Genomic DNA, 22,644 nt, shown 5'->3' on the forward strand with positions numbered 1-22,644 from the left:
GCGAGTTACGAGACGCGGGTGCTGCCATGCATCCGACTGAAGACGTCCCAGTCGAACTGCTTCGATGTGACCGCATGGAGTGGAATCGGACTGATTGATCCCCGTTCACGGTAGGCCAAGAGACAGCCGACGATATCCTCAGGCGAGTCGATCAGCCGATGCACCACTTCATGGGCAAGATGCTGCGCAATCGCCTTGTCCTCCGGTATTGGACGAGCACCCCGGAGCGTGTGGCCAAGAATCGTGGCTTTGGTGGCCGGCGTGAGCGGATAATGATCGGGGCGCGATTGCCGTTCCGGCCACCGTGCGATCACTCCGGCGACATAGTCCACCAGCCCATGGACACCGCCGTCCTTATGATGACGGTGCGGCGTCCGTTCGGCGACGACGAAGAGATGGCTCTTGTTCGGCACACCCAATGTCCGCTTGAGCGTGCCGAGGATCACCTCATCGATATAGGCATTCGGGTCGGGATGTTCATTGACCAACAACCCCTCGGCTCTCGCCTGATAGGCGCAGGCCAACGCAAGATGGCCTGACCCAGCGCCCATGATCTCCACGAAGAACACACTGCCCATCGCCGCGCTGGTGGCTTTGAGAGATTCGATGGACTGATCCGCCAACGTCACGGCGGACTGAAAGCCGAGAGAGATGGTTCCTTCGAGATTGTTGTCGATGCTGCCTGGAATGCCGACCACCTGTACCCCGAACTCTTCGTAAATGGCCCGAGCTCCTCGCATGCTGCCGTCGCCCCCCAGCACAATCAACGCGCCATCACGGACGTAGGGTTCCAAATGGCGCATGGCTACATGCTGCACGGCCTCCTGTTTGAACTCCTCGAAGCGGCTGCTGCCGATGGGACTGCTGGGATGGCTGCCCAGGCCGCGCGTATGTTCGTCGGTGACGCGTTCGATCCAATTGTTGGCCAGACCCAGATAGCCGTGCCGAACGAAATAGACCTCCAACCCCATGCGTTGGCCGGTCACATGCAATTCTTTTAGCGCGGCGCCGGCGCCGGCAAAATCACCTCCGGAGACAAGCGCCACGATCCGCTTGAGGAATCGAGGTTTGAGCGTGACGCGATCTTTTCTCGCCGTCTCCACTGTCACCCAAGTGTTGCGCGCGACCCGCTCCCGTTCGGACAGCCCAACCGCCGTTGAATAGCCGGACATCCGGCCCTGTTCGACCGTGAGCAACACCACATTGTCTTGGCTTTCCTTATAATCGCTGAACTCACTGAACGCTTCATGGAACGGACGTGGGTCCAAATAGATCATCAAGGCCCGCAGGGTGGAACTGTGAGTGTAGAGGCAGGCGACTCCTCCCTTCTGCGCGGAGCCCAATCGGTGGAGACCATCGATGACGTCGACATAGAGGTCGAAGAAAGAATTGCCGGCCGGATAACAATAGAGCGGATCTTTCATCAGCCGCTTGGCCGTCGAGGTCTCCACGCCGAACGCCTGCGCGGCCTCTTCGAGCTCCACCGACTTTTCCAATCCCGTGACCCAGCCGAAATCCGACGATTCCAGTGCAGGCTCGACGATGGGTTCGGACGCGGACGCTCCTTGCAGTAACGTCGCAGACACCCGTTCATAGAGTTGTTTGGTATTCGGGCTGCGGCTGATGCAATGGAGGAAGGTTCGCGGATCGAGGTAATTCGCGAGATGCAGAAAATCCAGCTGCTGTCCCACCAGGCCGATCATGTGGGCGAGCGCCGCTCCGACCGCATCGGCTTTGGCTACACCTCGTTCTCGATCCAATTGATTCGGCAAGCGGCGTCCGACGCGATGGGTCTTGCTGTCCACCTGTGACACGCCGTGGCGCATCGTGAAAAACAGCGTTCGGTCTGCAAGATCGAGCGGCAACAACCAAAACCGGTCGTCGCCCAGTTCCAGAACAATGCGGCCTTCCGCCAGCGTGGGGGTCAGCTGCGCGCGCGGCACAATGGCGACCGGGCGCCGATAGGTCGGTTTGGCCACCGACCCGATCGCCGCTCGGAGCAGCGGCTGCAGCGAGCCTTCCGCCAGAAGCGCGTTCCATGCCGCAAAAAATACCAGCTGATCATCGATGAGACCTTCCCGAGCTGATCGGTATGTGTCTGCGGTTGCAAACCCGGACGCAGCGCGCTCAACGAACGAGCGAAGCCGCTCCATCTTGGTCCGGACGCGATCAATCTCATCGGCGGATGGTTCTATTGATGGAGGTTCGACGAGTCCCCGCTCCGATGCCCGGCGAGCAAGGGCGCGACCATAGACAAGAAGTCCTTCAACGGTGACGAAATCCAACGGGTGACTCATACGCTATGCTAACAATCCTAAACCGATGCACGGACTGTAGCAAGGGTGAGCATCTCATCTGACGTTAGACTCATGGGGCAGGAAAATTTCCCATGCCTTCGCAGGAAGCCATAGTTGTGATCCGCCGAAGTTCTTTAACTACTTGCGTGTTGGGCCTCTGGTCGCCCCCATATGCGATCGGCAAGCGATAGATGGAATGTGAAGAAGCGGCAGCGGTGAGATAAACCGTCCCTGTGATGTCATCGACAGGGATTATGGCATGACGACCAACTTGCTGAACTCCTTACGTGCCGCATCCACGATCGCGCTCGGCGCTTTGTCGGGACTTCCGGCATCAAACGGCGGCTGGGGATCGTATTCAATGAGCAGTTGGGTGAGTTGCGCCGCATCGGCGCCAAACTCTTCGGCAACCAGGGTGAGGGCCATATCGATCCCGGAGGAAACCCCGGCGGCAGTGAGGATCTTGCCGTCGCGAACGACACGCTCTTTGGTTGGAACGGCGCCGAATTGTTTCAAAACATCGAGCGCGAGCCAATGCGTGGTAGCCTTCAGGCCCTGAAGCACACCGGCGGCTGCCAGACCTAAAGCGCCGGTACAGACCGACGTGGTCCACTTGGTCGTGCGGTGCACCCGTGCAATCCATTCGAGGACCAACTGATCGCCCATCACGGCTTGTGGAAACGCAGTTCCTGGCACCACGAGGATATCGGGGCTGATGGTTTCATCGAGCGTATAGTCCGCCGTCAAACGCAGCCTCCCGAAGTCGGTGCGCTTCACGCCCTTCTCGCGCGCCACAAAGCGCACGTCGGTACCGAGCGTCGGCGACTGAAGGACTTCATAGGGGCCGATCGCATCGAGCGCGGTCATGCCGTCGTACAACAGTATGGCCACTTGCAGTTTCTTCTCTGGGATCATCACAGCCTCATTCTTGATCATCAATCAGTATTGAAAGGCCGGCTCGGCCAGCTTGGGGTCTATAACAACTTGAGCAAGGAGACAGTATATAATGGAACTCATGCATCGGATCACTGCCTTTTTCATTATCCTAATGGGAATCATGTGGCCGAGCTTGCCCGCCGCTGCGGAGGAGCCTTCTCAACAGCCGAGCGCGAAGCAACGGTTAAACCAAGTACTGGGTCCGGAAGGCGGCATCCAAGTCTACAAAGACCATCGAGGAAACGTCGAAAGCACGATTAATCTGCCGAATGGTGAGCGACTCATCAAGGTGCAGCCTTCGCCAAGTCCGGGATTAAACCTTGGCCCTCCCCTTCAATTGCACAATCAAACATTTCAGTTTCCTTCTCCACCGGCCGCTCCAGTTCAGCCGTCTGCTCCAGAGTTTCCCCAGAGGTCGCGTTAGAAATAACTCGATGATAACGTTCAATGAGCGGACTTGCTTGTTGACACTATACTATCGATTGATTCACCGACTTCAGGACGCGGGAGACGAGCTCGTCCGCTGAGCGGCAATGAATAAACTTATGCACATATGGCTCGATGCATTCCATCGCACGTTTCAGATTGGCCGTATCATACTGATGATTCCAAAGCAAAAGACGGTATAGATCTCCGAATCCTTCTTGCTTTGAAGTACTGATTCCCAATTTGCGGTATCCAAACCTCCTCACAATTCTCAAGTCACGCATGAACACATGTGGCTGCAACACTGCGATGAGGTCTGCTCGTTCAAAAACAGGCTTCAGCCATGTATAGTAAACACCTTCGACGATCCATTGTTCCTGCCGAGCAATGCCGGCAAGTTTCGTATCGCGTCCATCCTCAGCAGCCCGACGACCATAGCGGTCTGCTTGCACATCCCAGAATAATCCATCTAAATCGTGAGCCGGAATCTGCAGCATTCGAGATAGACGACCAGCCGCATAAGTCTTTCCGCTGCCAGGTCCACCCAAAATATGAATACGTTGAACCATGCAATATTGGTCGAACGATTATGCTAGCCGGAAGAGGTCTACTGCATAGCAGTGAGTGACGCAAGGGAAAATATGAGGTTGGGCCTCCGCTGCTCGTCTCTTAGACACTCGCGCGCTGAACGAACGCCGGCATTGTCTGAATCTTGAACATGAAACTTGAGCCCACTGCTTGATTACCTTACGATGGCAAGTGACTTCAAGAGTAACATGAAGGATTCTCGAGGGCTATCGGTGGGATTAACCGTGCATCGACAACGAGAATGATGTCTCTGTGACGGTTCGGTAGGCAACAAGCAGGCTCCTACTGCTTGCCGGCGAATTCACTTCATCTGATACTTGAGCTATCGAATGATCCTGATCATCAATCTTTGGTTCCCGCTCGCCATGAAATTCCTTCACCAAATCATCCCGCAACTTCTCGAAGAAGTCCGGCAGATAGGCGCGAACCTTTTCTAATTCCACCTTCGCATCCTTCAGTGCATCGAGTACTTGTTGAATGAGTGATGCGAGATGCGCGTCCTTCACTGGCACAGTGAGATGAGTCCCATCGGGCAAGCCCGATGACGGGGTGGGCGCCGTGGTACCGTTGGACGGCTGCGGGATCGCCGCGACCGCCGCTGGCGCCCCACCCGAGGTAATGTGTGATGCCGCCGCCACCACAACCGATCGAACAACGTCGACACTCAAGTCGGGACCGGAGAGTGAGTCCATCCCCCTGAACCCCTCCGCAAGCTTGGTGGTATGGGCCCTGGTAACTTCATCTTCTCCTTGAAAGAATCCACGAAAGATGGTCGCGATGTTCCCGAAGAGGATCTTCAGGTCGTGCAGCTCCTCCTTGTTGAGATCTCCCTCCACGGCTAGGCCGAAGTCACGTTGGACAGCGTAGTGTGTATACGTCGCTTCGACCCTTCCCATTGTACGATCGTCCGCCATCTGAGAAATGTGGCTCTCGGATCGAAAATCGGTCGCAAGGTCTGCGGTGAACGTAATCCGATCCCCTTCCGCTGTCGTCACCGCGAGCCGCCCTGAAAACTCGTTGGACACCGCCACGCCGCTGACCCTTGTATCCAGTCGATGGACCTCGCCATCGGGTAGCCGGCGCAGATTGAAGAAGTGATGTGGATCGACGGACGTCAGGGCCTGAACCGGCATAGGAGATCTCCTACTCGATCGATCAGGGATACGCCTTGCCTCGCTCCGCTATCGGCACCCAGTCGGCTGAACTTAAGAGACCATAATGATATAGTGTGGGCATTCAGACGATCCTGCTTGAAGAGGGAGGACTCCATGCGGAAATCTTTTCGAAATATAGCAGCCATCGGTGCAAGCCTGATGCTTGGCCTAACGGGTTGCACCCTGAAAGCCACCATTAACCAAACGACCGACACGACATCCAACGTCACCGGCACCACATCGGGAGCAGCCTGGTGGAGCGAGGACGGGCAGATCAAGCCGGATTTCAAGGCGACGGCGTTCGTCTCGTTCAATCATGAAAACCTGGTTCAAGATGTCGCAGCAGGTCGCGGAGAGTATTTGGCCTCGATCAGCAGGCTGTTGGGAGTTCCAAATGACCGACAGACAGCATTTTTCTCCGCCGCCCAGGCAAGCTATGCCGGGAAGATAGGCAAGGATTCCACGGCCTTGCTTTTACTGCTTCGGGATACATCCGGAGCATTCATTCGATAACGTGGCTTGAGGGATCTGAGCAGGGGGACCGGCCGACGCAGTCAGCAGAAGCACTACACTGTCACCTGAAATTTGGCTCTAGCTGGAGCGATGTTGGTCTCAGCCGACACAGGTGAGAACAATAGTCTGGACGCGCCGGCAGCCGGAATGATGATGAGCGGTGCGCGAATCATGCCAGCCCTCTTCTTACTTGACCAGATTCTTGTAGAGGATTCCGTTCTTCATGATCACAAGAAAATTCTTTTCCGGGTCGTCGATCAGCTTCAGGTTGTCCAAGGGATTGCCGTCGACAAGCAGCAGGTCCGCCATCGCCCCTTCCTGAATGATGCCAAGCTTGCCGGGATAGGGACTCCGCAAGCCCGAGAGCGCGAGCAGCTCGGCGTTGTCCGCGGTCGCCATTCTGAGCACTTCAGCCGGCTGATACCACTGCGCCATCTTCGAGAGCATCTTTCCCTGTCCGGCTGCGTTTTCAGCACTGAAGAGAATGTCGGTACCCCAAGCTGTTTTGATCTTGTATTTCTTGGCCAGTGCGTAGGCCGTATCGGTGCCGTTGTACATCTGGAGCTGCTTGATCCGGTTCGGCGAACCTTCGGGGAATGGCGAAGGACGGTCGTCGGTGAATGGTTGCAGGCTCCACCAGACGCCTTTTTCCCCCATCAGCTTCGCGGTGGCATCATCGAGTAACTGACCGTGGTCGATGCACTTCACCCCGGCTTCAATTGCCTGCTTCACGGCGCGCGGCGTGTAAGCGTGCACGGTCACGTAGGTGCCCCAGTTCTCGGCACTCTCCACCGCGGCACGCAACTCGTCGGTGCTGTATTGCGTGACATCAAGCGGATCAAAGCTCGACGCGACACCGCCGCCCGCCATTAACTTAATCTGGGAGGCCCCCAACATCAGCTGCTCGCGCACCCGCCGGCGCACCATATCAGGGCTATCGGCGATCACGGTCGCGCCGATGCGCTCACCATAGGTGTAGTCGCCAGGGCGGGATGGAATGTCCGTCGGCAACCGGAAATCACCATGGCCGCCCGTCTGGGAAATGAACGCACCGGACGGCCAGACACGTGGTCCGGCCACAAGCCCCTGATCAATCGCTCGCTTGAGCCCGAACACCGGGCCGCCCAGATCGCGCACACTGGTGAAGCCGCGCATGAGCATCTCGTGTGCAGCCTTCCCTGCAGCAAGATTGACGTACCCGATGTCGGCCATCAGGATCACCGCCTGCGACACATTCGAGAACATGAGATGAACATGGGCGTCGATTAATCCCGGCATGAGTATACGCCCGCCGCCCTGAATCCGCGTCACTGATGTACCGGAGGGAACCGTTACGGGCACAGTGGAAATCGCTTTGATGGTGTTGCCGACGACCAACACGTTCGCAGGCGACGACAGACGATCGGAGGATCCGTTGAAGACGCGCACATTCTCGAACAACACACTTGATGGAACATCGGCAGCCTGAGTATTCGGCCCAAGGATGTCGTTAAAAATGATGAGCACCGCCAGTGCCGCCATGAGATAGCGTTTCATGTCTTCCCTTTCTCCAACACAATCAGAGTGCCGGCCATGAATCGTCTCCGAGTTGCCCGATTCTATTCTCCGTTCAACTCACATTGCGCCGGAATCGTGATCGGCAGCAATGGCTGTCTCGCACTTTCTCCGTCAGACGAAAGAGATACATCGGAGCGAGATTCCACGGCCTTGCTCGCACTGTTGCAGGACACCTCGAGGCCGTTTGTTCGCTGACCTGACCGTCACGAACGCTGTTGCACAGCCCGCGCATCGATCCGCTCTTGAGCGAAGGGCGCGGTCTCACCCTGACGGCCGATGACCGTCCGCGCCACAACACCATCTTTGAGGATGAGAAAGTTTGTCGGTACAGCCGGGATTCGTGGCCCTGGCAACACAATCCCCGCGAGGTTCAGCGGATCGCAGGCTGAAATCTTCACCTCTATCCCGGCGCTCAGGTTGCCGCTCTTGCGCAATGCGCGCAACCCCTCCACCGCCTCCGGCAGAGCGAATTGCTCGCCGGTAAATCCCGTCACGAATCGCCCGCCCCTCACCTCGCCCGCCATCTCCATCCGCCGATACTGCACCAGCAGATCCCGCCACGACTGAACCAACGATTCCCGCGCCAGCAGGTCACGAAAGACGACCCCGTAGCGGCGAAGCAGTTGGCGAGCGACGGGTTCAACCGAGCAAATGGCTGATGGCCGATGGCTCGCCTCGCTGAGCTGGCGAAGCAGGCTGATGACTTGATCCGGAGCCGACGACCATTGACCAGTGACCGATGACCGACCCTCCTGTCGCAGCAACGACCACCGTCCTCCCGCATGCCGGGGCCGACGGGTCCGTTCACGCCCTTCGGCCCGTCGCCGATGGGGATTGATGAGGGCACGGAGGTTATCGAATCCATCGGCCGTCACCAGACCGGCTGCCACCAATTCCCACAACCCGTTCTCGACTTCCGCCGGAAGATGATGGCTCACCCGCGCCAGATCGGCAAAAAAGCTGGCGCCTTGTTGTTGCAACACATGACACAGATCCTGCGCGACCACGCTCAGTTGAGCATGGCGATCAGCGAGAGTCGGAGTTGCTTCACCGTGAAACACCTTCATCAACCACTCACGGTCTTCACGAGGAAAGAGACTGATGGGAGCGAGGCTGGTTGGAACAATACGCCGCCGGTCCATCGCGCCTGCTTGTGACAAGTTCGGATGCGGCGAGAGGCGCCCCCAGCCGACCGCGCCGCTCAGGCAGAGACGATCCAGGAGCTCAGGTTCGTATTTCGCCATGCGAAGACGCAAGAGCTGTGGTTCCCACGCAGACGCAGCCGCCTCGAACCCTGCAACTTGTCCGATCACTTGCAGCAGGCCGGCTTCTCCGTGCTGACGCGATCCCGGCGTGACATGCTGCCATTGCATCACGAATCGCATGAATTCCGACGCCGTCACCGGCTCAACGTCTTTGCGCAGAATCCCGATCGTTAAACGATGGATCCTGGTCAGCAAGCGGCGGTGGCACCATTCAATCTCATCGTTCGTCGCTCGTGAGGCGTGAAGCGTAAACCGGCCGCGGAGAACTTGGCCGGAGGCTTCGAGGCGGAGCATCGCATGCTCGACGTGCTCAATGGAAAGATGGAGCCGAGTCGCGAGTTCGCTGATGGTCGTTGGGCCGATGCTCTCCATCCACCCGAGCATCATGGCATCGAGCGTCGAGTCATCGCCTGCCGCGAATAATTGCTCGACCCGTTCTCGATTCTCCGTTGCCACCCAGCCCCGGACCTCGTAAGGCGTGAAGCCCGCTTCGCCGACGATGCGAGGCGAGTGTGAAGCCTGCTTCGACTCAGCGAGGCGAGCGTGCAGCGCAAGAGGGACGGCACGACCAGATTCCACGAGTGGCGGCAGATACGGCTGCCATTGTGGGAAGGTCGCCTCAGGCACCCACACCAGTGTCAGGAGCGCGTCATGCAATTCATCCGGATCGCGCACGACCGGCCGGGACTCACGCCGAACTTCTTCAATCGCGGCCGGATCCAAGGCGCCGACCTGCTCCAACAGATCGGGCGGCAGCGTCCGGCGCATGTCGACGGCGCGCGCCCGCCGTTCTTCCAGCGGCGCATCGTCCAGGAAGGCGTACGGATTGGCGTTCAAGATTTCGTGCGACAAAACGGACGGCGCCGGCGTATCCACCGCGATGCAGGCGATCGCGCCTGATTCGATCTTTCGCAGGACTTCGATAAGCCCATCGAGATCCATCGCCTCGGTCAGACAATCACGGATCGTCTCCTGCACGAGCGGGTGGTCAGGCATCCGACGTGCCGACCGTTCCCCTGTCAGATTCTCCTGGCAGGCAATGGCATCGGGGAACACTGCCGCCAGCAGATCTTCGGCCCTCATGCGCTGAATCTGCGGCGGCACCTTCTTGCCGTTCGCAAAGCGCAACAGCGCCAACGATCGCGAGACATTCCACCGCCATCGCGTGGCGAACATCGGCGCCAGCAACACCGCTTGAATCAAGACGTCTCGCACGCTGTTGGAATGGAGATAGCCGAAGACGGACTCCAAGGGGAAACTGTGCTTCTCGCCCAGCGAAATCACGAGGCCGTTATCCGTCGCCGCTGCCTGCAGCTCGAAATCGAACGTCACGCAGAACCGCTTGCGTAGCGCGAGTCCCCAGGCCTTGTTGATCCGCCCGCCGAACGGGGCATGGATCACCAACTGCATCCCTCCGCTTTCATCGAAGAACCGTTCAGCGACAACCGTCTCCTGCGTCGGCACCACCCCTAACACGGCTTTTCCCATCAGGACATATTCGATGGCCTGTTGCGCGCCGCGCGGATCGAGCGCGCATTCATGGCGAAGCCACGACAGGACTGAGTACTCTGAATCGGCAGGAGAAGACGCGCGCGCGGCGATCTCGTGACGAAGTGAAGCGACCTCCGCGGAGAGTTCCGCCGTGCGCGACGGCGCCTCGCCTCGCCAGAACGGAATGCTGGGCGGCGCCCCCCGCGCATCTTCCACCCGCACTTTTCCGGCCTCGACCCTCTTGATCCGCCATGACGTATTGCCGAGCAACATGATGTCGCCGGCCAGACTTTCCACCGCGAAATCTTCATCGACGGATCCGACGACCGTGCCGTCCGGTTCCGCCACGACCGCATAGTTGGCAGTATCGGGAATGGCGCCCCCTGACGTGATCGCCGCGAGCCGCGCCCCGCGCCGCCCCTTGATCCGATGGTTGATCCGGTCGTGGTAGAGATAGGCCAGCCCCCGCCCTCGCCGCGTCGCGATGCCATCGGCCAACATCCGCACCACGGCATCGAAATCGTCCCGTGACAACGCGCGATAGGGAAAGGCTCGTCGGCAGAGACTGAACAAGTCTTCCTCTACCCAAGTCTGGCCGGCCGACGCGGCAACGAGCTGCTGAGCGAGAATGTCGAGCGGAGCCGGCGGCACGGTGATCCGGTCCAGCGTCCCCTGCAGGATCGCGCGGACCAACGCCGCGCATTCCAGCAATTCATCCCTGGTCATCGCAAACAACCGGCCTTTTGGAATCGCATGGATCCAATGGCCGGCCCTTCCGATCCGTTGCAGCGCCGTGGCGATGGCTCTCGTCGAGCCGATCTGACAGACCAGATCGACCGTGCCGACGTCGATGCCCAACTCCAGCGAGGCCGTGGCGATTACGACGCGTGTTTTCCCCGTTTTTAATCGCTCTTCCGCCGAGAGACGGATCTGCCGCGAGAGGCTTCCGTGATGAGCCGCCACGACATCGGGACCCAAATCCTTGAGACGTTCCTCCAAGTAATGGGAGACGCGCTCAGCCAACCGGCGTGTATTCACAAAGACCAGGGTCGAGCGATGGTGGCGAACCAACTCAGCCACCCGATCGTAGACATCGGACCAGATCGCATTGGTCGCCACGGCGCTCAGCTCATCCTTCGGCACTTCCACAGCGAGGTCCAGTTCACGACGATGGCCGACGTCGATGATCGTGCAAGGAGAAGAGCCGGCGGCTGATAGCTGACAGCCATCGGCCGGTGAATCGGGAACGATTAATAGTTGACCATCGGCACGTGACGCCCTTGAGCTACCGACGAGAAACCGTGCGACCAGCTCGATCGGTCGTTGCGTCGCCGAGAGGCCGATCCGCTGTGGTTTCACGTGGGTAAGCGCTTCCAGTCGTTCCAGCGAGAGCGCCAGGTGAGCCCCGCGCTTGTTCGGAGCCAACGCATGAATTTCATCGACGATCACAGTGCGCACGGTCTGCAAGAGTCGCCGGCTCTTCTCGGCCGTCAATAAGATGAACAGGGACTCCGGCGTCGTCACGAGAATATGCGGCGGCCGCTTGAGCATCTGCTGCCGATCCGCCATGGGCGTGTCGCCGGTGCGGACCAAGGCGCGTAGTTCCGGCATCAGCAGCCCGGCTTGCAACGCCAGCTGTCCGATTTCCGCCAGCGGTTTCTGGAGATTTTTTTGTATATCGTTGCTCAGCGCTTTGAGCGGCGAGACATAGAGCACGGAGGTATGGTCGTCAAGTTCACGATTGAGCGCCTGTTTAAACAGGCTGTCGATGCAGGAGAGAAAGGCCGCGAGCGTCTTTCCCGATCCGGTCGGCGCGGCGATCAACGCATCCGTTCCCGATTGGATCGCGGGCCACGCTCGGAGTTGAACGTCGGTCGGTCGGCCGACCTGCGAAGCAAACCAGTCCGCGATGATCGGATGGAATCGAGTGAGTGGCATCGACGGCATTTTATCATGCATGAAAGCTGTCCGCAGGCTGCGTCTTCGCGTCCTCGATCTTCACCATCATTCGAAACCGACGGCCTATTTCGTAACCTATGGCACATGTGGCATGATGGCGGCCTTATGTATCTCTCTATCGTCATCCCTGCATTCAACGAAGCACGTCTGATCCAACAATCCCTGCACTCCGTCGCTACTTCAATTGCGACGAACCAGCGCTCAGGGTTCACATCCGAGACCATCGTCGTGGATAACAATTCCACCGACAATACAGCCGAGCTTGCCAGGCTGGCCGGCGCAACCGTCGTCTTCGAACCGATCAATCAAATCGGCCGGGCGCGCAATGCCGGCGCGGCCCACGCGACGGGAGACTGGTTACTGTTCTTGGATGCCGACAGCCTGCTGAGCCCCGGTCTGCTTGCCGAGATTCTGCAGCTGATTGAGTCCGGGAAGTACGTCGGATGCGGCAGCACGCTGCGCATGGACGGATTGCCTTGGTGGGCCGGCATGACGCTGCGGTTCTGGACGACAGTCTCTGTTCTCTGTCGCTGGGCCGCTGGAGCGCTGGTAGTCTGTCGACGCGATGCCTTTCAACAAGTCGGTGGGTTTGACCAAGAACTTTACGCATTAGACGAGATTAGGCTCAGCAAACAGCTCAAACAATGGGGACGACGGCAGGGCCTTCAATTTACGATCTTGACGGGGCATCCACTCAAGACATCGTCACGCAAGGTCGCGCTCTACTCAGGCCGGGAGATCGCCGTGCAAATCTTCCGAATCTTTTTCCTTCCCAAAAGGACGTTGCAGGATAAGAAGCACCTCTCTGTGTGGTATGACGGACGGCGCTGACGATTATCCGATACAGGGAGGCGGGTGTCGTGTTCCACCATATGCCGTTTCACATTCTCAATCTCGTCTCCATGATCATCAAGATGACCATCAGGATCTTCAGTTTCCTCCTTGGTCTCTTCTGCAAGCATCAGTCCAGTAATGCCGCCAAGGCAGCGTAATCAATCGACGCTTTGACTCGGTCGAGCCAGGTCCTGCGCGCAGCCTGTTCAGGACGCTGCAGAATATCCTCTTCGGCCAAGGTCCCCGTCGACAGGACGATAACCTGGATCTTTCCCGGCTGACTCCGGCTCGGAAAGGTCGGATCCATCTTATAGGCAAGTACTTGTTCCGCCGGGCCTGGTTTCAGGTTGGTCAATTCATAGGCGCCTCGCAAGGCTTCTTCCTCCAGTGCAGCACGTTCCCTATGGTCCTTGCCGACTTGGTCGGCATCCTGCAACAAGTCCCTGGCTTGGGTGCGCAACCGACGCGCCGCCGCTTCATTGTCGCTCGCCATCGCCTCCCTCTCCAGGCTTCGACTGTGCTCCCGTATGTCACCCACTCTTTCCTGCTCATCCACGCTGAACGCTTGCAGCTCATCGATCTGAGCCTCCATCGTCTTGCGGACGGAGCCGTCCGTATCCGCCCAGACCGCCGACATAGCGAGTTGCTGAGCCGTAAACGATGCTCGATAGGCATGGTAGTCGTTGAGGAGTTTCGTGAGCAGCGCTTCTCGTGCCGCATCTTTGGCCTGCCCCGCTTGAATGTCCGCCGTCAGCCGCCTCATATTCTCCACATACTGGTCGGCGCCGGCTGGATCGGTCTTTCTCCGCAAGGCCGCAGTCCGATCGATCATGGTCTGATCGGGAGCTGTGCGTAAAGCCCTGGCGCTGCGCCAATCGGCCAAGGCCCGCTCACGGGCAGCCCCTACGCGATCGAGTCGATCGCCGAGAGTTTGAGGAATCCATGGCAGCCGCCCGTTCTTCGAGATCACCACCCACCCGTTGTACTCGGGATACCCGCCCCTCGAACCGGTCAACTTCGGAACCTCGTCCTGGCCCATGAACAGGTCCTTCGAGAGGTGGTTGAAATAGATGCTGATCCTTCCGATCGATCCGGCCATGCGGTCTGCATCGGGACTAATCCCGCATTCTCCTTGCCAGATCCCGATACCGAGCGACGTCTGCTCCGGATAGGCCTGCACGACCAACCGCGAGTCTTTCGGTTCATACCGATTGGCCGCCATCGTGGCCCGCAGACGGACGGGAACCGGCGAATTCAGAAACTCCTGTGACTGCTTGAGAATGGTTTCTGCGGCGCTCATCGCCTTGAGATGGCGGGACCAGCGTTTATCGGTGACAGGCCCCTCGTTCTGACGAGGCGCCCAGCACTTGACCTGCGCATCGGCCACACCCACGTGAACGATCAGAATCAAGGCGAGAATGCCGACGCCGAACAGAGGCGTGGCAACCATCCGAATCGACATTGGCCCTCCACAGGTTGTTCCTCAGGACGAGGCATCGTACTTACGCAGCGTTTGGGAGCGATCAATGAAGGAATTACGGTAGCAGAGTCTAGCACCGGATGAGAAAACGAGGCAATGTGAGCAGAAGACGGTCTTCCCACAAGGGACGGTATTTCCTGAAACCGCCTCTACTAGACTGTTCAATTGAGACCACCATAAGAATCCAGATGGGGTGTTAGTGAAAGAGCAATGAAACAATTAAATTTGGAGGTCTTGATGCAAGTGATGAGACCTATGGCGTTCAGCGGGTGAGGCATCGCATAAGGAAGCAGTAGAACGCTTCAGCTTGAGAGAGCCAACGTGCTAAGATGCGTTCGTAATGAGCGCACGTTCATGCCGACAGTTCTGAAGGTTGGTCCTTATCGGTTTTTCTTCTACGCGGGTGATCGCGATGAACCACCCCACATACACATTGAACGGGAAGACAAGGTGGCGAAGTTTTGGCTGGATCCCGTCCGGTTGCAAGAGAGCGGTGGATTTTCACGTCCGGAAATCGGTCGCCTTCATAAACTCATGATCGAACATCAGGACGGTCTTCGGGAGACGTGGGATGAATACTTCGCCGATTGAGATCTCAGTGCCGGTAGCAGAAACAGTGACGGTGACGGAAGACACGTTAACCGTAGAACTGAGCGACGGAAGGAGTTTGTCCGTACCACTCGCCTGGTTTCCTCGATTGATCCACGCGACACCGGCAGAACGCAAGAACTGGCGTTTGATTGGCCGAGGGTACGGTATTCACTGGAGCAAACTTGATGAGGACATCAGCATCGAAGGCCTCCTCGCCGGCAAACCGTCGGGGGAAAGCCAGGCCTCGTTCAAGAAATGGCTCTCCGCTCGCAGGTCCAGTGGAACGCGAGGTTCTGTGAGACGGGCCCCCAATGGTCGCCACTAACTACTCCCATCAACTTTTCCTCGCCGCCACCTTCATCGATCGCCTACACGAGGCCACGCAACCCCTCACGAGTCGCACGATCAGGATGTGAATGTATTCTGCATGTATGCACTCCGTCGGAAAACTCCGCAGACACTCGTAGACCCCAAGGCCCCTTGCTCCCTTGCGCATCCGCGGCATATGATCGCGGCATGCAGGTTCAACTCAGCCATCCCGCACGAACCATTGAGGTCAAAGGTCCGAAGAAGGCGAAAGATCTCTTCAAAGAACTCAATCTCGTGGTCGAGGCGCATTTGATCATACGCGGCGATGAACTCGTGACCGAAGACGAGATGCTCTACGACCAGGACCAGATCGAGATCCGTCCGGTCATCTCCGGCGGCTCTCCGTGTTTCACGCTTTACGAGTCTCGCTTCGCGAATCGAGCATGAACTGCACGAAATGCAAAACCCGAGCAGTGATCGACCTCCCCCGCCACAATGCCGCCTTCTGCAAAGGCTGCTTCAATACCTATGTGCATGACCAGGTCAGCCGAGCCATCAAGTCTGAAAAGATGTTCGGAAAGGATGATCGCATCCTAGTGGCGGTCTCGGGCGGGAAAGATAGCCTGGCTCTCTGGGATATTCTCCTTAAGATGGGTTACAAAGCCGACGCTCTCTATGTAGACCTCGGCATCGGCGGCTATTCGAAAGTGTCCCATGCCAAAGTCGTCCGGTTTGCCGAAACGGTCGCCACGCCGATCGGCGCAGTCCTGCATGTCCATATTGTCGAGCAGGAAGCCGGCGCCGGCATCAAGGAACTGGCCATGCTGATTCATCGTCCGACCTGTTCCACCTGCGGCACCATCAAACGGTACCAGTTCAATCGCGTCGCGTTGGAACACAAATACGATGTGATGGCGACCGGACACAATCTCGACGATGAAGCGGCCCGCCTGCTGGGCAACGTGCTCCGCTGGCAGGAAGAGTATTTGGACAAGCAGTCCCCCAGCCTGCCGGCCTCTCTCGACGGCTTTGCCAAGAAAGTGAAGCCGCTTTTTCGCCTATCCGAGCGCGAATTGGCGGCCTATTCGGTGCTCAATCGCATCGACTACATCGTGGAAGAGTGTCCGATGGCCAAAGGCGCGCGAACCCTTCTCTATAAAGAAGTGTTGAATCGGCTTGAGACAGAATCCCCGGGCACCAAGCAGGCCTTCTACTGCGGGTTTCTGGATAAACAACGGAAACCGGATACCGCCCTCTCCACGATGACGGAAAAGGATCAGGCCATATTGCGCCCCTGTACGACCTGTGGCCAGCCGACCACCGGCGATGTCTGCTCCTACTGTAAAATGATGGTGCGTGCCAAGGCGCACAGCGTGTAAACCACCACCATCCTTGCGCGTGGCATGGCTGTCTCCCGCATAAACTCAGCAGGCTCGCGGCAGGCCCGACCTAGGCCACTACGTCCTTGTGCTCTCTGGAATACGGTATCGTTGTTTGATGGCCGTCACGATCTGTTTCGCTTCTGCTTCATCAAGTCCAGCCCCGAATCGATAGGTTCTCGCTCCATGATCGAAGGCGATCACTCCACCACCGACTCCCCATAATTGAAGACTCGATGAAAAATCGAACGGATTGACGTCGATCTGGGCCACCCGTAAATCGCGCATCCGCACAAGATCATATTCCTTGTCAAAACCGAATCCTCCGATGTCACGCCTGGTTTTGAACGTCTGCCCCTGTACTGTAAGAATTTCCTTCCCCATCACCTGCCAAAACCATGCAAAGATGGCCAACGCTCCGCCGACCGTCCAGACTCCAAGCCAGGTCAGCATGAAGACTTCTCCCACCGGCGGAGCATCCCCGTTAAGAAGCTGCAGGGTGACCATGATTTCACCTACCCCCCAACCACAAATCCAAAACCCCAGAACGCACATTACCAACCAACTGCGCCGGCAAGGCATGACGATACGGAGCCCCTGCGACGTATCCGCGATGGTGATTCGAAAGTCCGTTGGTTGTCTCTTGGCCATCGAGCTCTCACGCTGAAACGGTCGGCATTATTACACGGATGAGACGCCGCCTCCACAAGTTGTCCGTGACGGTCTGCAGGCACTTCTGATTGAGTCTGGATGCCCAATATAATCTAGCACTTATGATGAGAGCAGCATCTGTTCAGTGAATTACTAGCTGCTTTCGTCGAGGCTCAAACGAATTGGACAGGGTGGGATTTTTGACAGGTCACATCCTGGCTACCGTTCTATCAGCCGTGGAATATGCGTTAATTGATCTGAGCCACGAACTCATACCGGCCGTCGCGCAAGCTCGGCATACACTCAAACGCCGATCGATACCTCAATGATCGCACACTGTTTCTCGTCATGCTGTGAGTCGTGGGGTCAGTGAGCCGGAATATTGGGGCCAATTTTCTCTAGGATGACTTGCCTGACCTGCTTGGCGAAGCGTTTGGAGACCTCCAGGTTTTTTAAGACATGGCCTGATTCTGAAACATTGTACGTTGCCGGTGGGACCTGCGTCGTGATCGTGGCCTCAAAGACGACCGCCAGCACCTTACTCGGTTTTCCTGTCTTTCGATCGACTCCATAGGCTTCCTTCAGCGAAACCTTCGGCAACACTTCGACATCGGGGCTTGCCGGGACATGCGGCTTCAACAAGCCGGACCGACTGCGATTCTCCTCGATGAGCTTGATGATGGGATCTGCCTCGAATTCGCTTCGAATCTGCTCCGCCACCACCCCTTTTGATCGCTCGGCCTTTTCCATTTGCGTATCCAGCACGGGTTGGGCAAGACTGACATAAATAGGATCATTCGGCTGCCGTTTTAGCGCCCGGCTCAGCTGTTCAAGTCGGTCGGCTCGCTTCGCGCTGAGCGGTTCTCCAATCCCCTGCGCAGCAGCCTGCTGCTGCGCCCTTGGATCGTCGGCATCATGGATGATGGTATTGCCGTCCTGGTCCGTTTCATACACGAGCGTCTTGGCGCCCTGTTCGTCGACGCGATAGACCTTCTTTCCGCCGTTCACAGTGGCCGTATAATAACCGCCCGAACAGGCGACCATCATGAACACGACGACGGCCAAACAAACAGAACTGGTCATCCGCGAAAACCGGCGAGGTTTGACGGCCATGAGCTATACTCCTTTCTCTCTCCGTGCAGGTGCTCCCAATCGATGAACGTCTTCCCGTAATGAGGTAAGTGTAGCAGCACTCCCACCGCCGCTCAGCGATAGGATGATCCTCACTAAACAGGCTCAAGAAAAAGCCGGACCTACCGATTCTTAGAGAGAGGGCACACATGCGACTTTGGAGGAAGTCTTTGACAGGTTGTGGTTCGCCACGTAGTTTACTCAATGGATGTTCCGACGTCTTGTAAAGTGAATTTTCGATTGAACCTTCCCTTTCATTCGATCCCATGACTCAGAAACGCGTTGTCATAATCGGAGGCGGGTTTGGAGGCATGACTGCGGCGCGCTTCCTGCGCGATGTCGAAGTCGTTCTGATCGACCGCACCAATCATCATGTGTTTCAACCGTTGCTCTATCAAGTCGCGACCGCGGCCTTGTCTCCGAGCGACATCGCCTGGCCCCTGCGCACGCTCTTCCGTTCACAACCCAATGTTCGTGTGGTAATGGATGACGTGAGCTCGATCGATCGGTGCGCGCGGGTAGTCCGGCTCCGGGACAGCGCCCCGATTTCTTTCGACACCTTGATTGTCGCTCCGGGATCTCGGCATGCCTACTTCGGACACGATGAGTGGGAACCCTTGGCCCCGGGACTCAAAACCATGGCTGATGCCATCTATTTGCGCGAACGGATGTTGCTCGCATTCGAAGAGGCTGAACGACAGCGAGCTGAAACCGGCGTGCAGAATCGCCTCACCTTCGTAATTGTCGGCGGCGGCCCTACCGGAGTCGAGTTAGCTGGTTCGCTTCTCGAGATCGGGAAACGAGCGATGGGTCCGGATTATCCCCACTTGCGCCTGGAAGATCTCTCGATCATCCTCGTGGAGGCCGGCCCGCGCATTCTTCCAGGATTCGACCCCAAACTGTCGGCCAAAGCTCTTACGGCTCTTGAACGCATGGGCGTCATGGTCAAACTGAATAACCCCGTGAGCACTGTCCGTCCGGATGGAGTGATGGTCGGCAACGAATGGATCTCATCTGTCAATGTGATTTGGGCGGCAGGCAACAAGGCCTCGCCGCTTCTCAATACTCTGGCGGTTCCTCAAGATTCATATGGTCGGGTCAAGGTCGGAACGGATCTCTCGATCCCGGATGATCCCTGGATCTTCGTCATCGGCGATGCCGCCCATTGTCTCGGCCACGACGGCAAACCCTTGCCAGGGATCGCGCCCGTCGCCATGCGAGAAGGCCAGTACGTCGCCCAGGTGGTCAATCACGAACTCCTGCCGGACCGACGTTCCCCATTTGTGTATAAAGATCGTGGCATGTTGGCGACAATCGGCCGCGCGCAAGCCGTCGCCCAATTTGGTCCGATCCGCGCCTCAGGGCCACTCGCCTGGGTGCTCTGGTGTATTGTCCATGTATTTTTTCTTATCGGTCTCAGGAACAGAATACGGGTGATGTCGGAATGGACCTGGTACTATCTCACCTTCAAGCCAGGCGCGAGATTACTGTGTGAACAACCGGCCAATCTTCGTAATACCTCACCCAACAGTCAGACGCATGAGAGCGCTACCGAGGACCGTACACGCTCACGTCGCGCAGCATAATACCCCGGATACCGTCCTTCCGCGCTCAATCGCAGCCTATCCGTTGCAGTGCTCCCCTCGACCACGCCATACTCATGAAAATAACGATCAGGTTGTCGCAAGACGCCCGAACTCCCCGGCACACCATCAGCGTCATGCGCAAACGGAGCATACAGAATGGCGTATAAGCGGGTCGTCATTATCGGAGGCGGCTTCGGAGGGCTGACTGCCGCACGCTCCATCCATCACGCCGAAGTGACCCTCATCGACCGCACGAATCATCACCTCTTTCAACCGTTACTCTACCAAGTAGCCACCACCGCGTTGTCGCCCGGTGATATCGCCTGGCCTCTGCGCACGCTCTTTCGTTCGCAGCGCAACGTCCGCGTCATGATGGATGACGTGGTGTCGCTTGATCGCGCGGCTCGGATGGTCCACCTGCAAAATGGTTCGCCGATTGCCTTCGACATTCTGATTGTCGCGTCGGGCTCGCGCCACGCCTATTTCGGGCACGACGAATGGGAGTCGTCCGCGCCTGGCCTTAAGACGATGACCGATGCCGTGCAGCTTCGAGAGAAGATGTTGCTCGCGTTTGAGGACGCGGAACGACGGAGAACCTCGACCGGCGTCCGGAGCCAACTGACGTTCGTCATCGTGGGAGGAGGTCCGACCGGGGTTGAATTAGCCGGTGCGCTGGCCGAGCTCGGCAGGAAAACCATGGGACCGGACTTTCCCAGTTTGCGCCTTGAAGACTTTTCAATCATTCTCGTGGAGGCCGGTTCACGGATTCTACCGGCATTCGATGCCCAACTTTCAGCAAAGGCCGCCGCCGCGCTTACTCGCATGGGCGTGATGATCAAACTCGGAAGCCCAGTGAGTGCCATCCATGCCGACGGTGTGAGGGTCGGACAGGAATGGATTCCCTCGACAAACGTCATTTGGGCGGCGGGCAATCAAGCGTCTCCCCTCCTGAACACCCTCTCGGCTCCACAAGACTCCTTTGGCAGGATCAAAGTCCGACCGGATCTGACGATTCCCGAGGATCCCTGGATCTTCGTCATCGGCGACGCAGCACATTGTGTAGGCCATAATGAGAAACCGTTGCCGGGAGTGGCACCGGTCGCAATTCAACAGGGGCGGTATGTTGCCGACCTCATCGATCAGGACGTCGCTCCCGACCAACGGCCACTATTTGCCTACGCAGACCGCGGCATGTTGGCCACGATTGGCCGGGCGCAAGCCGTGGCGCAGTTCGGTTCGGTGCGCGCTTCAGGACTCGCTGCCTGGCTGCTCTGGTGCGTCGTCCATATTTTCTTTTTGATCAGCTTCCGGAGCCGATTCCGAGTCATGTCGGAATGGGTCTGGTACTACCTGACATTTAAGCCAGGAGCAAGGTTGATTTTTGTGCAGTCTGCTATCAGTCACAACAGACCGTCGACAGATCATGCGCATAAATGAATCGTGTCCCATGGATATCCCAGGCCATTCATATACAGCAATTCATATATGAACTATTTCTCATAACTATTTGTAATAACTACTTTTAATACAATTTAAAATGTTCACGTGAAGGACGAGAATCATGCCGATGCCTCTTTAGTTCGGTCTTTCCACCTACCAGAGTAATAGCCCTCGCTCCGCTCCCTGTAGTACCGTTCCTCATCGTTCAGACATTCCACACGAGGAGCGCGGACATGCCTACAGGACTTCTATCAAAAGTCGGGATCGACTGTATGCTTTCAAAGGGAGGCGACGGCCTAAGAGGGGATGGGTGCGTGTATGAGCTCTCATCCTCGCATCCTGTGATCTTAAACCCGAAGAAGCTGCGCCCTGGTGATTATGTCAAGCTCCGTCTGTGGTTCCCCGATGAAGACACCTTTAGCGCAATCGAATTAGCAGAGGTTCAGTGGGTCAAGAACGAGTGGATCCAGATAGAGCTTCTTCTTGTTTCATCCAAAGACCAATCACGGCTCAGACAATTCGTGGCCTCTGAAGGAAATCACCCGGCAGCATCAGCCCGGACAGGCCAGCAGATCATGATTCGTGCGTGACAGCAACCGCTGTACTCAGCAACCTTAGGCTAGAAACACTCGGTCTTGTCCGAAACGGAAGTATTTGAATGGAATACGACGTGGGTGCAGGTCCCTGTCTGTGGATGCCCACCCTCAAAGCAGCAAGCGATTGCTTCTCGCTCCAGAACAGTTCAGCTACTGAAACTGGGGAGGAATAATGGAAGAGCAACTCAACCGACGGGAATTGATCCGACAGAACCTCCAGCGGGAAGCCTGCCCCTTTTGTGGTGGAAAGATATACCGGCTCGTCCTTCGAACTTCGGGGACATCCGATAACTCAAGCCTATTCGTTCGTTGCCGCCAATGCGGCCATCCACGAAGCTTGGATGAGGACTTCACACGCGTTTTGTGGATCTAACTTCTACCAGGCTGAGCCCGGCTCATGGAAATGGAGATCACAGCATGCCGCGTCATCAACTGCAAACTGAGATAGAGCGCACACTACA

Annotated in this window: 18 protein-coding genes; 9 read left to right on the forward strand and 9 right to left on the reverse strand. The window is 57.5% G+C overall.

Annotation, left to right across the window (positions count from 1 at the left end; translation table 11 throughout):
• Window positions 1-5: 5 nt before the first annotated feature.
• The 4 genes from COMA2_RS17200 to COMA2_RS17220 all read right to left on the reverse strand — a co-directional run bounded on the left by COMA2_RS17200 (window position 6) and on the right by COMA2_RS17220 (window position 5,380).
• Window positions 6-2,297, reverse strand: coding sequence for a 6-phosphofructokinase (locus tag COMA2_RS17200; RefSeq protein WP_090901248.1), 2,292 nt, complete (start codon window positions 2,295-2,297; stop codon window positions 6-8).
• A 252-nt stretch (window positions 2,298-2,549) separates the two neighbouring features.
• Window positions 2,550-3,194: a DJ-1/PfpI family protein gene (locus tag COMA2_RS17205; protein WP_090901359.1), complete on the reverse strand. Its 645-nt coding sequence runs from the start codon at window positions 3,192-3,194 to the stop codon at window positions 2,550-2,552.
• A gap of 509 nt (window positions 3,195-3,703) precedes the next feature.
• The gene (locus COMA2_RS17215) at window positions 3,704-4,228 is read right to left on the reverse strand and encodes a P-loop NTPase family protein (protein WP_139077457.1); all 525 of its coding nucleotides are present in this window, start codon (window positions 4,226-4,228) and stop codon (window positions 3,704-3,706) included.
• Window positions 4,229-4,465: 237 nt separating this feature from the next.
• Window positions 4,466-5,380, reverse strand: a complete 915-nt coding sequence (locus COMA2_RS17220; protein ID WP_090901257.1) for a hypothetical protein — start codon at window positions 5,378-5,380, stop codon at window positions 4,466-4,468.
• A 135-nt stretch (window positions 5,381-5,515) separates the two neighbouring features.
• Between COMA2_RS17220 and COMA2_RS17225 the strand changes: the two genes are divergently transcribed.
• Window positions 5,516-5,914 (forward strand): DUF3015 family protein, encoded by a 399-nt coding sequence (locus COMA2_RS17225; RefSeq protein WP_175304690.1) that lies wholly within the window; start codon window positions 5,516-5,518, stop codon window positions 5,912-5,914.
• A gap of 186 nt (window positions 5,915-6,100) precedes the next feature.
• On the opposite strand, the gene COMA2_RS17230 is transcribed toward COMA2_RS17225, so the two are convergent.
• Together COMA2_RS17230 and COMA2_RS17240 are read right to left on the reverse strand one after the other, a co-directional pair.
• A complete protein-coding gene (locus tag COMA2_RS17230; RefSeq protein ID WP_090901263.1) occupies window positions 6,101-7,450 on the reverse strand; it encodes a metal-dependent hydrolase family protein in 1,350 nt (449 codons plus the stop codon).
• Window positions 7,451-7,674: 224 nt separating this feature from the next.
• The gene (locus tag COMA2_RS17240) at window positions 7,675-12,165 is read right to left on the reverse strand and encodes a DEAD/DEAH box helicase (protein WP_456236593.1); all 4,491 of its coding nucleotides are present in this window, start codon (window positions 12,163-12,165) and stop codon (window positions 7,675-7,677) included.
• Window positions 12,166-12,291: 126 nt separating this feature from the next.
• Here COMA2_RS17240 and COMA2_RS17245 point away from each other — a divergent pair, with 126 nt between their 5' ends.
• On the forward strand, window positions 12,292-13,017 hold the full coding sequence (locus COMA2_RS17245; RefSeq protein ID WP_090901268.1) for a glycosyltransferase: 726 nt from the start codon (window positions 12,292-12,294) through the stop codon (window positions 13,015-13,017).
• Between the two features lie 130 nt (window positions 13,018-13,147).
• Here COMA2_RS17245 and COMA2_RS17250 read toward each other — a convergent pair whose 3' ends face one another.
• Complete coding sequence (locus COMA2_RS17250; RefSeq protein ID WP_090901271.1) at window positions 13,148-14,482, reverse strand: coiled-coil domain-containing protein; 1,335 nt, start codon at window positions 14,480-14,482, stop codon at window positions 13,148-13,150.
• A gap of 372 nt (window positions 14,483-14,854) precedes the next feature.
• On the opposite strand from COMA2_RS17250, the gene COMA2_RS17255 reads away from it, so the two are divergent.
• The 4 genes from COMA2_RS17255 to COMA2_RS17270 all read left to right on the forward strand — a co-directional run bounded on the left by COMA2_RS17255 (window position 14,855) and on the right by COMA2_RS17270 (window position 16,779).
• Complete coding sequence (locus COMA2_RS17255; RefSeq protein WP_090901274.1) at window positions 14,855-15,091, forward strand: DUF4160 domain-containing protein; 237 nt, start codon at window positions 14,855-14,857, stop codon at window positions 15,089-15,091.
• Complete coding sequence (locus COMA2_RS21180; RefSeq protein ID WP_090901277.1) at window positions 15,072-15,416, forward strand: DUF2442 domain-containing protein; 345 nt, start codon at window positions 15,072-15,074, stop codon at window positions 15,414-15,416. Before COMA2_RS17255 ends, COMA2_RS21180 begins: the two co-directional genes overlap by 20 nt.
• Before the next feature lie 191 nt (window positions 15,417-15,607).
• Window positions 15,608-15,847: a MoaD/ThiS family protein gene (locus COMA2_RS17265; protein ID WP_090901280.1), complete on the forward strand. Its 240-nt coding sequence runs from the start codon at window positions 15,608-15,610 to the stop codon at window positions 15,845-15,847.
• Entirely contained in the window at window positions 15,844-16,779 is a 936-nt protein-coding gene (locus tag COMA2_RS17270; RefSeq protein ID WP_090901283.1) for a PP-loop family protein, read from the forward strand. The genes COMA2_RS17265 and COMA2_RS17270 overlap by 4 nt, the downstream gene beginning before the upstream one ends.
• A gap of 78 nt (window positions 16,780-16,857) precedes the next feature.
• Here COMA2_RS17270 and COMA2_RS17275 read toward each other — a convergent pair whose 3' ends face one another.
• Together COMA2_RS17275 and COMA2_RS17280 are read right to left on the reverse strand one after the other, a co-directional pair.
• Entirely contained in the window at window positions 16,858-17,286 is a 429-nt protein-coding gene (locus tag COMA2_RS17275) for a hypothetical protein (RefSeq protein WP_139077459.1), read from the reverse strand.
• Window positions 17,287-17,796: 510 nt separating this feature from the next.
• Window positions 17,797-18,543, reverse strand: a complete 747-nt coding sequence (locus COMA2_RS17280; RefSeq protein ID WP_090901289.1) for a hypothetical protein — start codon at window positions 18,541-18,543, stop codon at window positions 17,797-17,799.
• A gap of 284 nt (window positions 18,544-18,827) precedes the next feature.
• Between COMA2_RS17280 and COMA2_RS17285 the strand changes: the two genes are divergently transcribed.
• The 3 genes from COMA2_RS17285 (at window position 18,828) to COMA2_RS17295 (ending at window position 22,177) form a co-directional block, all read left to right on the forward strand.
• Window positions 18,828-20,147, forward strand: coding sequence for an NAD(P)/FAD-dependent oxidoreductase (locus COMA2_RS17285; RefSeq protein ID WP_090901292.1), 1,320 nt, complete (start codon window positions 18,828-18,830; stop codon window positions 20,145-20,147).
• A gap of 156 nt (window positions 20,148-20,303) precedes the next feature.
• Complete coding sequence (locus COMA2_RS17290; RefSeq protein ID WP_090901294.1) at window positions 20,304-21,584, forward strand: NAD(P)/FAD-dependent oxidoreductase; 1,281 nt, start codon at window positions 20,304-20,306, stop codon at window positions 21,582-21,584.
• A 317-nt stretch (window positions 21,585-21,901) separates the two neighbouring features.
• On the forward strand, window positions 21,902-22,177 hold the full coding sequence (locus tag COMA2_RS17295) for a hypothetical protein (RefSeq protein WP_139077461.1): 276 nt from the start codon (window positions 21,902-21,904) through the stop codon (window positions 22,175-22,177).
• Window positions 22,178-22,644 lie beyond the last annotated feature (467 nt).

The sequence above is a fragment of the Candidatus Nitrospira nitrificans genome, assembly GCF_001458775.1.
Lineage (GTDB): Bacteria > Nitrospirota > Nitrospiria > Nitrospirales > Nitrospiraceae > Nitrospira_D > Nitrospira_D nitrificans.